The following is an 18729-nucleotide window of genomic DNA, read 5'->3' as shown; positions in this document are numbered from 1 at the left end:
CATCATGGGATTGCTTGCCAAGGTAAATGAAACAATCGGCAATGAGCGTCTGCTGCAGCAGGGAGATACGATTGTCGTCGCGGTGTCGGGGGGTCCGGATTCCATTGCGATGCTCCATATTCTTCACCGCCTGTCGGAGCACTGGAATTGGAAGCTGGTCGCAGCTCATGTCAATCATCAGTTTAGAGGCCGGGAATCCGACGAGGAAGCGGATTTTGTCGTAAGCTTCGCCCGCGCCCTGGAGCTTCCTGTGGAAGTGGGGAATATTGACGTACCGCAGTACATCGAAGAAACCGCAATGAATGCCCAGACGGCTGCAAGGGAGCGGCGATACCGTTTCCTGAGGGAAACCGCGGAGCAATATAAGGCAAATTGTATTGCAGTCGCCCACCATGCGGACGATCAGGCGGAGACGGTTCTGATGAGGCTGATCCGAGGCACGGGTCCCGGAGGGCTGTCCGGAATGCCGATTATGCGGATGGAAGGTAAAATGAAACTTGTTCGCCCCTTGTTACGTATATACAAGTCAGAGGTTTTGGGCTACTGCCGGGAAGAGCGTCTCGCCTACCGGGAGGACAGCTCGAATCAGCTGCGCAAATATTTTCGCAATCAAGTAAGGCTTGATGTGCTGCCGATGCTCGGCAGGTACAATGATCATTTGGCGGAATCCGTCGCAAGGCTTGCCGAAATGATGGCTTCGGAGAACGCTTATATGGACTCTGTCGTTCGGCGGATCTTTGAGGAGGGCGTATCGCGGGAAGCAGAAGAGTATACCTTTTCGAGAAGGTGGTTTGCCGGAAGTGCCGTCGCTTTACAAAGGCGGTTGATTAAACTAATATTATATTATCTTTCCGGCGATTCGGATTTTTTGGATTACAGGAAAACCGAAGGTATCCGTACGGCTATATTGCAGGAGCGGTCGCCTAATTTAACGATGAATTTGAGCGATGAGGTCCATTTTACGAAAGAATATGACCGGATTCGTTTTCATAAATTCAAACTGCCGGCGCAGGATTACGACTATGCCATTGAAGCGTTATTAGCTGAATTGGAGATTAAGGAAGCCGGTTTTCGTTTAATCTTTTTAAAGGAAGAAGTTGAGCCGGGATGCACGCCGGTTGTCGCCAGAGAACACAGTAAAGACGATTCCGTGTTTGACTACGACCTGCTCGATTTTCCTCTGAGGATCAGGAACCGCAGAGCCGGAGACCGGATGCAGGTTATTGGTTTAAACGGGTCGAAAAAAGTAAAAGATATTCTCATTGATGATAAAATTCCTCCTGCGGACAGGGAGCGGATTCCTTTACTGGCGGACGCATCCGGCCATATTCTGTGGATTCCCGGGATCCGAAGATCACGGCATGCGGCGGTATCGGCGGGCACCACACGGATTCTACGGATCACAGCTATAGATCTGAAGGACCGCCGATAGTCTGCACAAGCTTTTATGATCATATTATTTATTAGGAGGTCCACCTGTTGCTTAACGATATTGAAGAGGTGCTGTACAGCGAGGAGCAGCTGCAGCACAAAATTCGGGAATTGGGCGCTTTGCTCAGCAAGGAATTCGAGGGCAAGAACCCGCTCGTTATCTGCGTACTGAAAGGCGCTTTTATATTCATGTCCGATCTCGTCAAACGGATGACTATCCCGCTGGAGATCGATTTTATGGCAGTTTCGAGCTATGGGGCTTCCACCAAATCCTCTGGGGTGGTCAAAATCGTGAAAGATTTGGATGTGTCCGTCGAAGGCCGCCACGTGCTCATTGTGGAAGATATTATAGACAGCGGCCTCACTTTAAGCTACTTAATCGATGTATTGGAAAGGCGCAACGCATTGTCGACTTCCGTTGTCGCCCTGTTCAATAAACCTGCCCGGAGGACAGTTGACCTGGAACCGGACTATGTCGGGTATGAAATCCCGGATGCTTTCATCGTAGGATATGGGCTCGACTATGGCGAGAAATACCGGAACCTGCCCTTTATCGGGGTTCTTAAACAAGAGATTTACTCCACCTAGGCACGGCTTTCACGGTAGCTCCGTATAGTGGAAACGTTCTATTGAGATGGGGAATCTCGCTATGGTAAAATATAAAAAGTGTGCCCTTTGAGAGGAGGTTCGGGATGAATCGAATTTTGCGCAATACAGGTTTTTATCTGCTTATTTTTTTGGTAACAGTAGGTATCATACATTTTATCAGCAACCAGAATGATACCAAGGATACAATCTCATATACGAAATTCCGCCAGGTTGTAGCGGAGAAGAATGTGGAATCGGTCACAGCGCAGTTTAACGGGTATACCTACCTTATCCAAGGTACGTATAAAACCCCGGTGACAGATAAGAAAAGCTTCCAGACCAACGGTTTTTTCGATACGAAGACGGTTGATCTGCTTGAATCAACAGGCGCCGATGTCACCGTCAAACCGATGGAAGAGAACAGCATCTGGTTTAGCGTGCTTACTTCGATTATCCCGTTTATCATCATTTTCATTCTTTTCTTCTTCCTGATGAATCAAGCGCAGGGCGGCGGAGGGAAGGTAATGAACTTCGGCAAAAGTCGCGCCCGCCTATACAATGATGAGAAGAAGCGCGTGACGTTCGAGGATGTGGCGGGGGCCGACGAAGAGAAGCAGGAGCTTGTTGAAATTGTGGAGTTCCTGAAGGATCCGCGCAAGTTTGCTGCAGTGGGGGCCAGAATTCCGAAAGGGGTTCTGCTCAACGGCCCTCCGGGAACCGGTAAAACGCTGCTTGCCCGGGCAGTCGCCGGAGAAGCGGGTGTTCCGTTCTTCTCCATCAGCGGTTCCGATTTTGTCGAAATGTTCGTCGGTGTCGGCGCATCCCGCGTGCGCGACCTGTTCGAGAACGCGAAGAAGAACTCTCCTTGCATTATCTTCATTGACGAAATCGACGCGGTTGGACGCCAGCGCGGCGCCGGTCTTGGCGGCGGCCATGACGAGCGCGAACAGACGCTGAACCAGCTGCTTGTCGAGATGGACGGTTTCGGGGCGAACGAGGGAATCATTATCGTTGCGGCGACCAACAGGCCGGATATTCTCGATCCCGCGTTGCTGCGTCCGGGACGCTTTGACCGCCAGATTACGGTGGACCGTCCGGATGTGAAAGGCCGCGAAGCTGTGTTGAAAGTGCATTCGAGGAACAAGCCTTTGGCCAAAGATGTCAGAATGGATTCGCTGGCCCGGTATACAACCGGCTTCACGGGTGCCGATCTGGAGAACTTGCTGAACGAAGCGGCACTGATCGCAGCCCGTAGAAACCGTAAAGATATTTCGATGGCCGAGATTGAGGAAGCGTTCGACCGTGTTGTCGTAGGAACGCAGAAGAGCAGCCGCGTGATCAGCGAGCGTGAGAAGCGCATTGTCGCTTTCCATGAAGCTGGACATACCATTGTCGGTTATCACGTCGAGAATGCGGATATGGTGCACAAGGTGACCATCGTTCCCAGAGGACGCGCCGGCGGTTATGTCATGATGCTGCCTAAAGAAGGCGAAGACCGGATGATGTCGACCAAATCCGAGCTTTTGGATAAGGTTACGGGTTTATTGGCCGGCCGGGTGTCGGAGGAATTGTTCATTGGAGAAATCGGAACGGGAGCTTACAGCGATTTTCAAAGATCGACCTCCATTGTCCGCAAGATGATCATGGAATACGGAATGAGCGACAAGCTCGGACCGATGCAGTTCGGCAGCGCTCAGGGACAGGTCTTCCTGGGTCGGGATATCGGGCATGAGCAGAATTACAGTGACGCGATCGCTTATGAGATCGATCAGGAGATGCAGGATATTATCCGCAGCTGCTACAACCGGGCTCGCGAGATTCTTACGAACCATAAAGATCAGGTTCGCCTGATTGCCGAAACGCTGCTGGAGAAAGAAACGCTCGATAAAGAGCAGATTGTTCAATTGATCGAGAATGGCAAGTTGCCGCCTGAAGAGGAAGAAGTGAAGGTGAACATCAACGGCCAGAATCAATTGAACGATTCCAACAAGTTGGGCTTTCCCAAAGAAATCAGAGACAGTGCAGCTGTGCCGGAAACAGAGAACAAGGAACCGAAGAAGCTTCCTGATCCGAACGATCCGGATGCCAATAAATAAAAAGACTGCACACCGCGTCCACTTTCTAGTGGCGCGGTTTTTTATTTGAATTTTTACAATAGACCTGAATGATAAGCGGCTGCTGCTGCATTTCAATTGTAAATATTTTGCAATCCAAATGTGACAAATTCGTGATTGACAGTGCCCTGAATGTTGTGTAAATTAAATGTAAATTCTTTAGTTTTTAATAAGTTAGTGCTTTTTTTCACAAACAATGAGACATGCAGCCATACAGCAGATATTCAGCGAGCGGGGTCAATGAGCTGCACTTTCATTTCATGATTTTCAATTAAGGGTGAGTTGTCGCCGCCCGGAGGGGGAAGCTATGGAAGCCTTGGCTTTACAGAGGAAAGCGGAACAAAATCAGGAATTGAAGGAAAAAATTGCTCAGCTGAAGAAAGAACGAAACGCCATTATTCTCGCGCATTATTATCAACGAGATGAGATACAGGAAGTTGCCGATTTCAGAGGGGATTCCTTTTTACTGGCACAGAAAGCTGCGGAGACCGACGCGGATGTGATCGTATTCTGCGGTGTACACTTCATGGGGGAGAGCGCGAAGATACTTGCGCCGAATAAGACGGTGATCATTCCCGATGAACGCGCAGGCTGCCCAATGGCCGACATGGTCAATGTCGACGGGCTCAGATCGCTGAAGCGGCAGCATCCGAATGCAACGGTGGTAGCTTACATTAATACTTCCGCCGATGTCAAATCGGAAACGGACATTTGCTGTACTTCCGCCAATGCGGTCAAGGTGATCGAATCGATCGAGTCGGAGGAGATAATCTGGGTTCCGGATAAAAATTTGGGAGACTATGTATCAAAATTCACAAACAAAAAAATGATTATTTGGGAAGGTTACTGCAATACTCACGATATGCTCACCGTCAAGGACGTGGAAGAAATGAGAGCCAAGTATCCGAATGCCGAGTTCGTGGTACATCCGGAGTGCCGTCCCGAGGTGGTGAAGATGGGTGATTTCGTCGGAAGCACCACGGCCATCATCAAGTATTGCCGCGAGTCTGACTGCCAGGAGTTTATTGTCGGCACGGAGGATGGGACCGGATACCAGCTTCGTCTGGACAGCCCGAATAAACAGTTCCATTTTGCGACCAAATACCTGGTATGCCCGAATATGAAAGTTAACAATTTGAAGAAAGTGGTCCGATGCCTGGAAACGATGCAGCCGCAGATTTATGTGCGTCCAGACGTGGCTGACAAAGCTAAATTGTCCTTAAAGCGTATGCTCCAGGTAAAGTAGCTTGCGCTGCTTTGTTGGAGACCGGGGGGAGCTTCAGATGACGAGATATTTGGTTGATTTCAATTTGGATGATCTGCCGCGCGTGGCAACGGATATCATTGTGATTGGTGCCGGCATCGCCGGCCTGTTTACCGCGCTTAAAGCAAGCCAACACCGCAAAGTGCTGATGGTCACCAAGAAATCATTATTGGACAGCAATACCCGATATGCTCAAGGGGGTATTGCTGCTGTTATTTCCAATGAAGATTCACCGGAGTACCATCTACAGGATACTTTGTTTGCCGGCGCGGGGCTTTGTTCCTATAAAGCGGTGGATGTATTGGTGCACGAAGGACCGGCAGGAGTGCAGGATCTTATTCGCATGGGCACCCAGTTCGACCTCGAGGATGGAGAGCTCGCCCTTACCAAAGAAGGGGCTCACAGCCAGCGTAGAATACTGCACGCCCAAGGGGATGCAACGGGAGCCGAGATCGTAAGGGCTCTGTCCGAGAAAGCGAAGCAGAATCCGAACATTGAAATATGGAACGACCATTTTGTTATCGATTTGGTTACGGAGAAGGGCGAATGCTACGGCGCAATCGTCCAAAAGCCTGACGGACACAAGGTATTCGTCAAGGGAAATGCCACGATCCTGTGCTCGGGCGGGGCCGGGCAGCTTTTTCGGTACACGACGAACCCCGACATCGCAACCGGTGACGGGATCGCCATTGCCTACCGGGCGGGGGCCGAGATCCAGGATATGGAGTTTATCCAGTTTCATCCGACCGTGCTTTGTTATCCGGGTGCTCCCCGTTTCCTGATTTCCGAAGCAGTAAGGGGAGAAGGCGGTATCCTGCGCAATATACACGGTGAACGGTTCATGGAAAAGTACCATCCGCAGCTTGAGCTTGCTCCTCGAGATATTGTGGCCAGAGCCATCGTGACGGAAATGGAAAGAACGAAGTCGACGTTCGTCTACATTGATATTACACATGAGAGCGAGGGCTTGATCAAACGCCGGTTTCCGAACATTTACGAATTTTGTTTAGGCCACGGTCTGGACATGACCACGGACTGGATTCCGGTTGCCCCGGCGGCCCATTACATGATGGGAGGAGTAAAAACCGATTTAAAAGGAGAGACTGCGGTCAAAAGGCTTTTTGCCTGTGGAGAGGTATCCTCTACGGGTGTGCACGGGGCGAACCGTCTGGCCAGCAACTCCCTGTCGGAAGCAATTGTGTTCGGGAGCAGGATTGTACAAGCCATCCTTGAGATGGAGGCCGTCGGCGCCGTTCCCTGCATCAAGGAATCTGCCGCCCGTTTCGAACTGAGGCAGCCCGTCATCGAAAAGCGGCTGAAACTGCAAAAGCTGATGCTCAGATATGCAGGGGTTACACGGACGGGAGAAGGATTAAAAAAAAGTATGGAAGAATTAAAAAGACAAGAAACTTTTTTCCGCTCCCGGCTGTCTAAAAGAGAGGACTATGAATTTGCCAACCTTCTGACGTGCGCCATGCTGACTTCGCAGGCCGCATTGATGCGGGGGGAAAGCCGCGGAGGCCATTACCGCGAGGATTTTCCGGAAAGAAATGACGATCTATGGCAGAAGCATCTCGTGTTTAACCGGTATAATGGAATGACAGAGGAGAGTATGGAGGATGTTTAACTTAAATACAGAATCTATAGCCCGCAGCATCCGGCAGTGGCTGGATGAAGATATCGGCACGGGAGACATAACCACGATGACGACAATACCTTTAGAACGGAAGTCTAGAGGTATCATACATGTAAAGGAAACGGGCATCATGGCGGGAATGCCTGTCGCTGGGCTGGTGTTTGAGACGGTGGATCCCGAGCTTCAATTCATTGCGCGCGCCGCAGACGGGCAGGCTGTGGAGCAAGGCGCCGTGTTGGCCGAAGTCGTGGGAAGCACGCGCAGCATACTGCTTGGCGAGAGGCTGGCTTTAAACTTGTTGCAGCGATTATCAGGGATTGCGACGCGTACCCGCCAGTACGTCGAAGCTCTCGAAGGAACACCGGTCCGGCTGGTGGACACCCGCAAGACGACGCCGGGCCACCGGGCCTTGGAGAAGTACGCAGTGCGCGTAGGCGGCGGACACAATCACCGCTTCGGCTTGTATGATGCCGTGATGATCAAGGATAATCATATTAAAGGCGCGGGCGGCATTAATCAGGCAATCGTCTCTGCACGCCGGGCCATTCCCCATACGATGAAAATTGAAGTCGAGGTAGAGACGCAGGATCAGCTGGAAGAGGCCCTTTCAGCCATGCCGGACATCATTATGCTGGACAATATGAATGTGGAGCAGATGAAATCGGCGGTGCATCGCATCAAAGAAATGGCGCCGCATATTGTTATAGAAGCTTCGGGGTCAGTGACTCTTCAGACCATCAAAGACATTGCTTCTTCCGGGGTAGATGTCATCTCCGTGGGAAGATTGACCTACTCCGTCTCTTCTCTCGACATTTCCTTGGACCTCAATGAGCGAAAAGGAGCCGGTTTATGATTCTGGTTGTGGATGTCGGCAATACGAACATCGTGCTTGGATTATATGACCGCGAAACGCTGGCCCATCATTGGCGGCTTAGCACGAACCGTTCCGCGACAGTTGACGAATACGGCATGATAATGATGAATCTGTTCAATCATGCGGGCGTCGATGCGGATGAGGTAGAAGGAGTCATCGTCTCTTCGGTCGTGCCGCCGCTGAGGTTTGTGCTGGAGAATCTGTGCACAAAATATGTGAAGAAGACGCCGCTCATTGTAGGGCCCGGCATTCGGACAGGCTTGAATATCCGATATGAGAATCCTCGGGAGGTAGGCGCCGACCGTATCGTAAACGCCGTTGCAGCGATAGAGCTGTACGGCGCTCCATGTATCGTCGTGGATTTTGGAACTGCCACGACGTTTGACTACATTGACGAGAACAGCCAATATATAGGTGGGGCCGTTGCGCCGGGAATAGGCATTTCCACAGAAGCTTTATACCAGCGGGCCGCCAAGCTGCCCAGGATAGATCTCGTGCGTCCGCGGAGCGTGGTAGGCCGCAGCACCGTTACCTCCATGCAGGCGGGAATCGTTTTTGGATTTGCCGGGCAGGTGGATGGAATCGTTGAACGTATAAAAGAGGAATTCAACACAGAACCTACGGTCATTGCAACCGGTGGATTGGCCGAAATGATCGCATCGGAATCGCGGACCCTCTCGCTGGTCAATCCGCTGCTCACACTGCAGGGTCTTCAAATCATTTATAAACGAAATGTATAGAAGGGATTTAATCGATTATGAAAGACTATATGATAAGGGGTACCGCGCTGGAAGGAAAAGTGCGTATTTTTGCGGCCCATACCACCGCGCTTGTCAACGAACTATGCAGAAGGCATCAGACGATGCCGGTAGTGTCTGCAGCTTTGGGACGTACGGCAACCGTGGCGCTGATGATGGGAGCTATGCTGAAAGGGGAGGAAAAGCTGACGATCCAAGTGAAAGGGGACGGCCCGGCAGGCCAGATTGTGGTTGACGCCAACGCAAATGGGGAAGTCAGGGGGTATGTCGGCCAGCCTATCGTCGATTTGCCCTTGAAGCCGAACGGGAAGCTCGACGTCTCGGCCGCAGTGGGCGAGGGATTCATCTATGTGATCAAGGACCTTGGGCTAAAAGAGCCCTACCGGGGGAGCACCCCTATCGTTTCCGGGGAAATAGCGGAGGATTTTACTTACTATTTCGCCAAGTCGGAACAGACCCCTTCCGCGGTCGCCCTAGGCGTATTGGTTGATACCGATTACTCGATCCGCGCGGCAGGCGGCTTTATCATTCAGCTGCTTCCAGGCCTCAGCGACGAGGAAATTGACCAAATCGAAGGCCAGTTGGCTGAGCTGCCGCCGATTACTACACTGCTCGACCAAGGAGCGACATTGGAACAGGTTTTGACAAAAATAGTCGGCGAAGTGAACGTTATGGAAACCTCAGGCGCCCGCTTCCGCTGCAAATGCTCCCACGAACGGGTAGAACAAACTTTAATATCGCTGGGCAAAAATGAGCTGCAAAAGCTTGCCGAAGAAGATGAAAGCGTGGAAGTGGAATGCCATTTTTGCAATGAGAAATATATCTTCTCGAAGGGACAGCTGGAGCGGCTGGCCGACACTTTATAAAATAAACCAACTATAATAGATGAATAGGATAGACACTGGGGAGATCGGGAATGCGGAATGTAAGGGTTTTATGGGGAATAATTGTCGTTCTTTCATTATGCGTAGCCGCTCTTGCATCGGTTTTGCTCTTTCGTCCTTCCGCGGCTCCCGCAGAGGGATCCATCCCGAAGCAGGCGATTGACGCCCCCCGTACGGTCGCTTCCATTGGAGGGCGTGTCATCACTGAGTCGGAGGTTAAGATGAATCTTGTGAGACGATATGGCCAGACGATGATGAAGGAAATGCTGGACCGGGAAGCTGTCAGGCTCGAAGCGGAGCAAAAAGGGATTAAGGTAGCGGACAGCGAAGTGGATATGGAATTGAAGCGGATGCAGCAGGGTTACGACAATGAAGATGCATTTTATAAGTCAATGAAGGAGCAGCTTGGCTTGACCAAATCTGAGCTTAGGGAAGACGTTTATAATAAGCTTCTCTTGGATAAAATTGCGACCCAGAACATTAAAGTCAGCGACCAGGACATAACGGACTATATGAACAGCCATCCGGAGGAGTTCACCGGGCTCGTGCAGATCAGAATCCAGCAGCTGATTTTAAACAATAAGGAAACGGCCGTGAAAGCTATAGAAGAACTGAAAAAAGGCACGGATTTCGCCATAGTGGCAAGAGACCGCTCGCTCGATGACGCCACGGCCAACAAAGGCGGAGATTTGGGGTGGGTCGACCAAGGGGACCCGTTCGTTCCGGCCCCGATTATGAATGAGGCCAAAAACTTGCAAGCCGGGCAGATCAGTGCGCCGATCCCTCTCGATAAAGGCCAATACGCCGTAATCCGCTTAAAGGAACGCAAGGAAAAAGGGAAGGATTTCGTCGATATGATCCGCGAAGGAGTCCGCAGAGATTTGGCGCTTCACCAAGCTCCACCGTTAAAAGATATTCTGTCCAGCCTTCGCGCCAAGAGAAACGCAAGCATTGTTGACCCTGCCTATAGTCCTTAAAAATGCAGTTGACAATAGTTTCCCTCATTGATAAGATGGACGTATAATCCTACTGATTTACTCGGATATAATTTCGCGGGAGGGAATTTGGAATGGCTAAATTGGTACAGAATATTACACAATTGATCGGGGATACGCCGCTCGTACGGTTGAACCGCGTAGTGCCTGAAGGAAGCGCTGAAGTTTATGTGAAGCTTGAATTCCAGAACCCCGGAGCAAGCGTCAAAGACCGCATCGCCATTTCCATGATTGAGGTTGCAGAACGGGAAGGCAAGTTAAAGCCCGGCGATACGATTGTCGAACCTACCAGCGGAAACACCGGTATCGGACTGGCCATGGTGGCCGCGGCTAAAGGTTATAAAGCGGTTCTGGTCATGCCGGAAACGATGAGTATGGAAAGAAGGAACTTGCTTCGCGCTTATGGCGCCGACCTCGTGCTGACTCCCGGCGCCGAAGGAATGAAAGGTGCGATCAAGAAAGCGGAAGAGCTGAAAGCGAGCAACGCGAATTATTTCATGCCTCAGCAGTTTGAGAACCCGGCCAACGTCAAGATTCACCGCGAAACGACAGGCCCTGAAATCGTGGAAGCGATCAAATCCCACGACGGCAAGCTGGACGCGTTCATTGCAGGTATCGGAACCGGAGGGACGATTACCGGAGCCGGCAGCGTCCTTAAGGAAAATTTCCCTGGCATCAAGGTGTATGCCGTTGAGCCGGCCTCTTCTCCGGTGCTTTCCGGAGGCAAGCCCGGACCTCATAAAATTCAAGGCATCGGCGCAGGCTTCGTGCCGGATATTCTGGATACGGACGTTTACGACGAAATCATCGCCGTTGAAAACGATCAAGCTTTTGAAACCTCCCGCCGTGTGGCGAAAGAAGAGGGAATCCTGGGAGGAATATCATCCGGAGCAGCTATCTATGCAGCTTTGAAGGTAGCCAAACAATTGGGAGCGGGCAAGCGTGTCGTTGCAGTAATCCCAAGCAACGGGGAAAGATACCTTAGCACACCGCTATACCAGTTCGAAGAATAACACGAATTAAAGATGCAGCCCTTCGACAAGAGGGGCTTTTTCTCTATATCAAGGAGGTTCCTTCATGTCGGTCATAACCACAGGGCAGCAGTGGCGGCAGTGGGCCGGTCAGTATACCATAATCCCTTATATTGAAAGCATACCAATGGACACAAGACGCCTTCTATCACTGCAGCAGGCATGGGAAATGGCCGAGGGGCCTTCTTTTATTCTGGAGAGCGGAAAGACGGGCAGGTACACATTTCTGGGACTTTCCTCCTTTTCTACGATACAAGGCAAAGGCAATGAGTGTGTCATCAAGGAAGGCGGAAAGGAAATCCGGCACGCCGGTTCTCCTTTTCAGCTCGTAAAACAGTGGCTGGCCCGTTACCGTTCACCCAAAATCGCCGGTGCGCCGAAATTTGTCGGAGGCTGCGCAGGCTTTTGGGGCTATGACGCAGTACGCTTCATTGAGAAGCTGCCGGAGACGGCTTCCGACGATCTCGGAACTCCGGATTACGCGTTCCTGCTGGTCGACGAATTATGGATAATGGACCATCAAGCCGGTCGGCTGTTTCTGGCTGTCCATTCACCGGTGACAGAGTCGATGCGCGAGGATCCGGAACAGCTCCAGTTTGTATATAATACAGCAGCCGATAGAGCCGCCCGTATGAAATCGCAGTGGGAAAAGATCCTCGCTTCGAACGATACTCCTGATACAGTGGAACGCCACAAACGGTTCCAAACCATGCTCGAAAAGGACAAGCTGCTCCTTCATACCCATCCTCTGCAGGGAATCGCCCCCGCTTTTAAAGAGGAAGATTTTATCCGGGCTGTTAAGAAAATTCAGCAGTACATTGCCCAAGGCGATGTGTTCCAGGTTAACCTGTCCGTCCGTCAAAGCCGTAAGCTTAATGCGGAGCCGGAACAAATTTATGAGTGGCTGCGGCTGCTTAACCCTTCTCCTTATATGGGCATGCTTCGGTTTCAAGGATTTCAGCTCGTGTCCGCTTCCCCTGAACTTCTCGTGCAGTTGGAGGATGGCAGAGTAAGGACGAGGCCGATTGCCGGGACAAGACCCCGTGGGGCTAATGACGAAGAAGATTTACGGCTGGCAGGCGAGCTGATCGAGAATGAAAAGGAACGTGCGGAGCATATTATGCTTGTCGATTTGGAACGGAACGATCTCGGGAAAATATCCAAATACGGCACCGTCCGGGTAAAAGATTTAATGGTGATTGAAAAATACTCCCACGTAATGCACATTGTCTCGGAGGTGGAGGGGGAGCTCGCCGCAGGCAAAGACGCGTTTGATGTCATTGAAGCTGCCTTTCCGGGCGGGACGATCACAGGCGCTCCCAAAGTTCGTACGATGGAAATCATCGAAGAGCTGGAACCCGTCAGACGGGGGGCTTACACCGGTTCTATGGGATGGATTGACTATAACGGAAATATGGAATTTAATATTGTTATACGAACACTGCTCATCACCTCGGAAGGAATGGGCCATATCCAGGCCGGCGCGGGCATCGTTATCGATTCTGTACCTGAAAAGGAGTACGCGGAGTCGATGAATAAAGCGAAGGCTCTATGGAAAGCCATTCAATACGCGGAGCAGTGGAAAGAGGCTGCTGGACAAGCCGGGGCGGATAAAGAAGCAAAAAGGGAGCTTGCTGCTAATGATTCTGGTAATAGATAATTACGATTCTTTTACGTACAACCTGGTGCAGTACCTGGGCGAGCTTGGGCAGGAGGTGGCGGTTCACCGCAATGACGCTATTGACCTGCAGGGCATTGAAGGGTTAAAGCCGGACCACATCCTGATCTCTCCGGGACCCTGCACCCCAAATGAAGCCGGAATATCACTTGAGCTGATTTCCCATTTTAAAGGGAAAATTCCTATCCTTGGGGTCTGCCTGGGGCACCAATCGATCGGCCAAGCCTTCGGGGGGGAGGTCGTACGGGCGGAGAAGCTGATGCACGGCAAAACGTCGGAGATTTTCCACGACCAAAAGACGATCTTTGAAGGCATTCCCTCTCCTTTCACGGCCACCCGGTACCATTCATTGATCGTTAAAGCGGAAACGCTCCCTGAATGCCTGGAGGTCAGCGCTCGCACGGCGGAAGGAGAAATTATGGGGCTGCGTCATAAAGAGTACGCCATTGAAGGAGTGCAATTTCATCCGGAGTCTATAATTACCGACTATGGGCTGCATATTTTGCGTAATTTTCTGTCCCAATCGGTAAAATAAGAAGGAGCCGTCATGAAAATTTGGATGAACGGCAGTGTGATGGAAGACAAAGAAGCCGCGGTTTCGATTTACGACCATGGCTTCCTTTACGGGATCGGATTGTTTGAGACGTTTCGAACGTACAGAGGGAACCCTTATCTGTTTGAAGACCACCTGGCAAGGCTGCGGGACGGCTGCGTTCAATTGAACATGGAGTGGAGTTACAGCGCTGAGTTTCTACGCAATCAAATTGCAGGGCTGCTGGAAGCCAACGGATTGAGTGACGCTTATATCCGTCTGTCGGTCTCTGCGGGTCAGGATATTCTTGGGCTTCCCTCAGGGAATTATACCCGGCCGAACGTTATCCTTTACATGAAGGCTCTTCCGCCAATACAGAGGGAGATATACGAGAAGGGCAAGCCGCTGCAGCTTCTTTCTATAAGAAGGAACAGCCCGGAGGGCGCGGTCCGCTTCAAATCCTTTCATTATATGAACAACCTTCTTGCCAAACGTGAGCTCGGCGGGTATCCGTGGGCTTCGGGAGCGGAAGGTTTATTTGTAAATGAGCGAGGCTTTCTGGCAGAGGGGATCGTCAGCAATTTATTTTTCGTTAAGGCAGGCCGGCTTTGTACTCCTTCCGTAAATACAGGCATATTACCGGGTATCACAAGAGAAAAGGCCATCGAAATCGCACGGAATACTGGTGTAGAAGCAGAAGAGGGACTGTACACCTGGGAGGAGCTGCTCACTGCGGACGAATGCTTTCTGACAAATTCCATTCAGGAGCTCGTCCCTGTGAGCAAGATGTTAAACGAGTCGGGCGACTGCTTCGTCCCCGCCTTGGGAGCTCCGGGGCCTCTGACCGCCCGCCTGATGGGTTTATATAAATCGGGTATTGACAAGATCAGCAGCAAAGGGAGAATCAACGATGAACGGCAGAATAAATGAAGCTTCAGGCGCGCGTGTCGTCTCCTGTCAAGGGGGGAGTCTGGAGCTGGGTTCGCGCACTTTGATCATGGGTATTTTAAATATAACGCCGGACTCTTTTTCCGATGGAGGAAGCTATACGGACTTGTCAGCTGCAGTAATAAGAGCTAAGCAGATGATAGAGGAAGGCGCCGACATTATCGATATCGGAGGGGAGTCCACCCGGCCCGGAGCGGAAAAAGTCTCCGCGGCAGAAGAAATGCGACGCATTCTTCCTGTAATCGAGGCGTTAAAAGACGAAATCTCCATCCCCATCTCGATCGACACTTACAAGGCGGAAGTCGCCAAGGCGGCTTTGGAAGCTGGTGCCGGAATCATTAACGATATTTGGGGTTTGAGATTGGACCGGGAAATGGCGCCGTTGTGCGCGGAATACGGGTGTCCTGTTATTTTAATGCATAATCGCAGCGACATGGAGTATACCGATTTTATAGACGACGTCCGGCGGGACCTGCTGGAGAGCATAAGTCTTGCCAGAAAAGCCGGAATCGGCGAAGAAAAAATCATATTGGATCCGGGGATCGGTTTCGCCAAAAATTATGAGCACAATCTAAAGCTGATGAATTATTTGCAGGATATTGTCGAACTGGGGTACCCTGTCCTCCTCGGAACCTCGCGTAAAAGGTTTATAAGGACCGCTCTGGATCTCCCCGCGGAGGAAGTGGTTGAGGGCACGCTGGCTACCAATATATACGGTATTACCCAAGGATGCAGTATCGTACGCGTGCATGATGTAAAGGCGATGAAGCGGGCGGCGGTAATGACCGACGCTATGCTGAAGATGAGATAGGAGAGCGATTTCGCATGGACAAGATATTAATGAAAGGGATGCAGTTTTATGGCCGCCACGGGGTTTTTCCCGAGGAACGAAAGCTTGGCCAGAAATTTTTCGTTGATGTGGATTTGTTTCTGCCCCTGGAGCAAGCCTGCCAGACGGACGACCTGCAGTTTACGGTGAACTATGGCGATGTTTATAAAGTAGTCAAAAATATTGTCGAAGGCGAACCCTTCAACCTCATCGAGGCGCTGGCGGAACGTATTGCATCTGAAGTGCTGCGAACTTATACTAGTATCGAAGAATTGACCGTCAGGGTAGTAAAGCCGAACCCGCCTTTTGACATCGTGTTTCAAGGAGTGACGGTGGAAATCCACAGAAAGCGGGCTTAACTTATGCGGCAACCGGATAACATCGGCACAATATGTTTTATAGCTCTGGGATCCAATATAGGAAACCGCGAGCAATATTTATTATCCGCCATCGAGGCTTTGGATAAACATGAGCATATCAGCGTTACCGCTGTCTCGGACATCTATGAAACCGAGCCTGTCGGCTACACGGAGCAGGACGCATTTCTTAATATGGTGATCGCCGTCCGGACGGATCTCTCCCCGGAGCTGCTGTTCGAGCATATGGTTTACGTCGAGCAGCTTTTGGGCAGAACCCGGGAGGTTCGCTGGGGTCCGAGAACGATAGATATCGATTTACTGCGCTATGGCCAGCTGCACACGAACACGGAACACTTGACTCTTCCCCATCCCCGAATGATGGAGCGTGCGTTTGTGCTGGTTCCTCTTCTCGATATATATGAACGGCTGGGACTGCCGCCGGAATCCTTATCAACACGATTGGAAACACTGGATGGAAAGGAAGGCGTAAAGTTTTGGAAAAAGATGCCCTGGCATACCGAATACGAGCTTTTCGAAAATTAAAGGGCTTGACTCAGAACGAACTGGCGGACATCATGGGAGTGTCTCTTGCGATATTGGGCTCCATAGAACGCGGCACCCGCAGAGTGGATGACCGGATGCTGCAGAGGATAGCCGAAGCTTTACATGTCGACCCCCAAGAAATCAAGCCTGAGCCTCTGGGATAGGCAAACGGAAGGAGCTGCAATAATGACCTTGCAAATAGGAGATGTCGTTTGCCCGAATAAAGTCGTTTTGGCGCCGATGGCAGGGGTGTGCAATCCCGCATTCCGCCTGATCGCGAAAGAATTCGGGACCGGCCTCGTCTGCGCGGAGATGGTAAGCGATAAAGCCATCGTGCACGGAAACTCGAGAACTTTGGAAATGTTGTATGTGGACGAGAGAGAAAAGCCGCTTAGCCTGCAAATTTTCGGCGGGGATAAAGAGACGCTTGTGGAGGCCGCAAAGGTTGTCGACGAACGGACCAATGCGGATATTATAGATATCAATATGGGATGCCCGGTGCCCAAAGTAACCAAATGTGACGCCGGGGCGCGGTGGCTGCTGGATCCACCGAAAGTGGAAGAGATGGTCTCCGCCGTTGTGGCGGCCGTTAAGAAGCCGGTTACGGTAAAGATGAGGATCGGCTGGGATTCGGATCATATTTTTGCCGTGGAGAACGCGAAAAGGGTCGAAAGCGCCGGAGGGGCGGCTGTCAGCGTCCATGGACGCACCAGGGAGCAGCTGTATACGGGTAAGGCCGATTGGAACATTATAAAAGAAGTCAAGTCGGCTGTGTCGATTCCTGTCATCGGCAACGGAGACGTGGTAACGCCGGAGGATGCCAAGAGCATGCTCGATTTGACCGGCGTTGACGGGGTCATGATCGGCCGGGGAGCGCTCGGCAATCCCTGGATGCTGTACAGGACCGTTCAGTTCTTAAGCACAGGCGAGCTGCTGCCCGAGCCGGATGCCGCGGAAAAAATGAGGATTGCGGTGCTGCATCTGGACCGGCTGGCTGCCTTGAAGGGCGAGCATGTGGCGGTTAAAGAAATGCGAAAGCATATGGCATGGTACTTGAAAGGTCTTAAAGGCTCTGCACGTGTGAAGGACGTTCTGATGGAAGCCGTGAAGCGGGACGAAATGGTCGGCATACTGGATGACTTTGTCAGGGATCTGGCCGCCGAATCCCACTCGGAAGCAGGCCGGGAAGGCGGCGTCATTACGCACTGAGAAGGCTCTGGGGGCAATTGACATTTAATTATGGTTGCAATATAATCAGTAACTAATTGGAAAATAACTTTAGCCTTTAGAGTCATCAAGGTGCGTGCATGTAATATATTAATTAATAATCCATCCCAACTTATATGGGAGTTTTGCGAATCGTATGGACATTTTTTCATGACGGGAGATCGGTAAGGATATGAGTGAAAAAGAAGTCATTTTAACCCAGGATGGTCTAAAGAAACTGGAAGACGAGCTGGATAACCTGAAATCAGTTAAACGCCGCGAAGTGGCGGAGCGTATCAAAGTGGCCATAGGCTACGGTGATATCAGCGAGAACTCGGAGTATGAAGATGCGAAGAACGAACAAGCTTTTATCGAAGGAAGAATCATCACCCTGGAAAAAATGCTGCGCAACGCCCGGATCATCTCCAATGATGAAGTGGATACCAATCTGGTCAGTGTCGGAGCCAAGGTGACATTGAAGGACATGGAGTTCGGAGATACTATCGAATACTCCATCGTTGGGACTGCGGAATCCGACCCGTTCAATAACAAAATATCCAATGAAAGCCCGGTCGGCAAAGCGATTCTCGGTAAAAGCAAAGGCTCCATTGTCGACGTGAACGTTCCTGCCGGCGTCATTCAATACGAAATCATCGATATTCAAAAGTAAATGGCTTTAAGTGTAGCAGCGAGAAGCTTCCGTGGGAAGCTTTTTGCTTGCTTTTGGAAAATAGGGGCCGCGAGCCTCGGAGCCGGGAAGAACGTCTTTGGACGTTCTTTTCCGCATGGACCGGCGGTTGCGTTTGCCAAGTTTAAGGGAGATGAAAGCATGAGTGAGGACGTACAGGAATTAAATGAGCTATTGGTGATTCGCCGCAGCAAATTGGACGAGCTTAAGGCGCTCGGCGTCGATCCGTTTGGAAGCAAATATGAAAGAACGCATTCGGCGCAGCAAATTTTGGATGCTTACGAAGGCATGTCCAAAGAGGAGCTGGAAGCTTTACACGCTGAAGTGAGCCTTGCCGGCCGGATTATGCAAAAAAGAGGGATGGGGAAAGC

20 protein-coding genes (1 of these 20 running past the window's edge) are annotated in these 18729 nt (G+C 51.1%); all 20 read left to right on the top strand.

Annotated elements, in window-relative coordinates; all coding sequences use genetic code 11:
• The first annotated feature begins 4 nt into the window (after nucleotides 1-4).
• Complete coding sequence (gene tilS / locus ACZ5N7_RS13665; RefSeq protein ID WP_464654894.1) at nucleotides 5-1432, top strand: tRNA lysidine(34) synthetase TilS; 1428 nt, start codon at nucleotides 5-7, stop codon at nucleotides 1430-1432.
• 47 nt (nucleotides 1433-1479) lie between these two features.
• Nucleotides 1480-2019, top strand: a complete 540-nt coding sequence (gene hpt, locus ACZ5N7_RS13660) for a hypoxanthine phosphoribosyltransferase (RefSeq protein WP_464654892.1) — start codon at nucleotides 1480-1482, stop codon at nucleotides 2017-2019.
• Between the two features lie 104 nt (nucleotides 2020-2123).
• A complete protein-coding gene (gene ftsH / locus ACZ5N7_RS13655; RefSeq protein ID WP_464654890.1) occupies nucleotides 2124-4115 on the top strand; it encodes an ATP-dependent zinc metalloprotease FtsH in 1992 nt (663 codons plus the stop codon).
• A 325-nt stretch (nucleotides 4116-4440) separates the two neighbouring features.
• Nucleotides 4441-5379 (top strand): quinolinate synthase NadA, encoded by a 939-nt coding sequence (gene nadA, locus ACZ5N7_RS13650; RefSeq protein ID WP_464654888.1) that lies wholly within the window; start codon nucleotides 4441-4443, stop codon nucleotides 5377-5379.
• A 37-nt stretch (nucleotides 5380-5416) separates the two neighbouring features.
• Nucleotides 5417-7024 (top strand): L-aspartate oxidase, encoded by a 1608-nt coding sequence (gene nadB / locus ACZ5N7_RS13645; protein WP_464654886.1) that lies wholly within the window; start codon nucleotides 5417-5419, stop codon nucleotides 7022-7024.
• Nucleotides 7017-7886 carry a carboxylating nicotinate-nucleotide diphosphorylase gene (gene nadC / locus ACZ5N7_RS13640; RefSeq protein ID WP_464654885.1) on the top strand — a complete coding sequence of 290 codons (870 nt, stop codon included), beginning with the start codon at nucleotides 7017-7019 and terminating at the stop codon, nucleotides 7884-7886. The genes nadB and nadC overlap by 8 nt, the downstream gene beginning before the upstream one ends.
• Complete coding sequence (locus ACZ5N7_RS13635; RefSeq protein WP_464654883.1) at nucleotides 7883-8647, top strand: type III pantothenate kinase; 765 nt, start codon at nucleotides 7883-7885, stop codon at nucleotides 8645-8647. Before nadC ends, ACZ5N7_RS13635 begins: the two co-directional genes overlap by 4 nt.
• Before the next feature lie 17 nt (nucleotides 8648-8664).
• Complete coding sequence (gene hslO, locus ACZ5N7_RS13630; RefSeq protein ID WP_464654881.1) at nucleotides 8665-9531, top strand: Hsp33 family molecular chaperone HslO; 867 nt, start codon at nucleotides 8665-8667, stop codon at nucleotides 9529-9531.
• 50 nt (nucleotides 9532-9581) lie between these two features.
• Nucleotides 9582-10526 (top strand): peptidyl-prolyl cis-trans isomerase, encoded by a 945-nt coding sequence (locus ACZ5N7_RS13625; RefSeq protein WP_464654879.1) that lies wholly within the window; start codon nucleotides 9582-9584, stop codon nucleotides 10524-10526.
• Between the two features lie 92 nt (nucleotides 10527-10618).
• The gene (cysK, locus tag ACZ5N7_RS13620; protein WP_464654877.1) at nucleotides 10619-11557 is read left to right on the top strand and encodes a cysteine synthase A; all 939 of its coding nucleotides are present in this window, start codon (nucleotides 10619-10621) and stop codon (nucleotides 11555-11557) included.
• Between the two features lie 64 nt (nucleotides 11558-11621).
• Nucleotides 11622-13235, top strand: a complete 1614-nt coding sequence (locus tag ACZ5N7_RS13615) for an anthranilate synthase component I family protein (RefSeq protein ID WP_464654876.1) — start codon at nucleotides 11622-11624, stop codon at nucleotides 13233-13235.
• Entirely contained in the window at nucleotides 13216-13788 is a 573-nt protein-coding gene (pabA, locus tag ACZ5N7_RS13610; protein ID WP_464654874.1) for an aminodeoxychorismate/anthranilate synthase component II, read from the top strand. The genes ACZ5N7_RS13615 and pabA overlap by 20 nt, the downstream gene beginning before the upstream one ends.
• Before the next feature lie 12 nt (nucleotides 13789-13800).
• Nucleotides 13801-14715 (top strand): aminodeoxychorismate lyase, encoded by a 915-nt coding sequence (gene pabC, locus ACZ5N7_RS13605; RefSeq protein ID WP_464654872.1) that lies wholly within the window; start codon nucleotides 13801-13803, stop codon nucleotides 14713-14715.
• Nucleotides 14696-15544: a dihydropteroate synthase gene (gene folP, locus ACZ5N7_RS13600; RefSeq protein WP_464654871.1), complete on the top strand. Its 849-nt coding sequence runs from the start codon at nucleotides 14696-14698 to the stop codon at nucleotides 15542-15544. Before pabC ends, folP begins: the two co-directional genes overlap by 20 nt.
• 14 nt (nucleotides 15545-15558) lie before the next feature.
• Complete coding sequence (gene folB, locus ACZ5N7_RS13595; RefSeq protein ID WP_464654869.1) at nucleotides 15559-15921, top strand: dihydroneopterin aldolase; 363 nt, start codon at nucleotides 15559-15561, stop codon at nucleotides 15919-15921.
• A 3-nt stretch (nucleotides 15922-15924) separates the two neighbouring features.
• Nucleotides 15925-16464 carry a 2-amino-4-hydroxy-6-hydroxymethyldihydropteridine diphosphokinase gene (gene folK / locus ACZ5N7_RS13590; RefSeq protein WP_464654868.1) on the top strand — a complete coding sequence of 180 codons (540 nt, stop codon included), beginning with the start codon at nucleotides 15925-15927 and terminating at the stop codon, nucleotides 16462-16464.
• Nucleotides 16416-16628: a helix-turn-helix domain-containing protein gene (locus tag ACZ5N7_RS13585; RefSeq protein WP_464654866.1), complete on the top strand. Its 213-nt coding sequence runs from the start codon at nucleotides 16416-16418 to the stop codon at nucleotides 16626-16628. The genes folK and ACZ5N7_RS13585 overlap by 49 nt, the downstream gene beginning before the upstream one ends.
• A gap of 22 nt (nucleotides 16629-16650) precedes the next feature.
• A complete protein-coding gene (dusB, locus tag ACZ5N7_RS13580) occupies nucleotides 16651-17673 on the top strand; it encodes a tRNA dihydrouridine synthase DusB (protein ID WP_464654864.1) in 1023 nt (340 codons plus the stop codon).
• A 190-nt stretch (nucleotides 17674-17863) separates the two neighbouring features.
• On the top strand, nucleotides 17864-18340 hold the full coding sequence (greA, locus tag ACZ5N7_RS13575) for a transcription elongation factor GreA (RefSeq protein WP_464654863.1): 477 nt from the start codon (nucleotides 17864-17866) through the stop codon (nucleotides 18338-18340).
• Between the two features lie 159 nt (nucleotides 18341-18499).
• A protein-coding gene (lysS, locus tag ACZ5N7_RS13570; protein WP_464654862.1) for a lysine--tRNA ligase crosses the window boundary here: on the top strand, nucleotides 18500-18729 show its 5' portion. It continues 1270 nt past the right edge of the window; 230 of the gene's 1500 nt are visible here — the first part of the coding sequence; it begins with the start codon at nucleotides 18500-18502; its stop codon lies beyond the right edge, outside the window.

Source organism: Paenibacillus sp. JCM 18996, from assembly GCF_055392555.1.
Note: the sequence above shows the minus strand (reverse complement) of the source record. Positions and strands in the feature narration are given on the sequence as shown.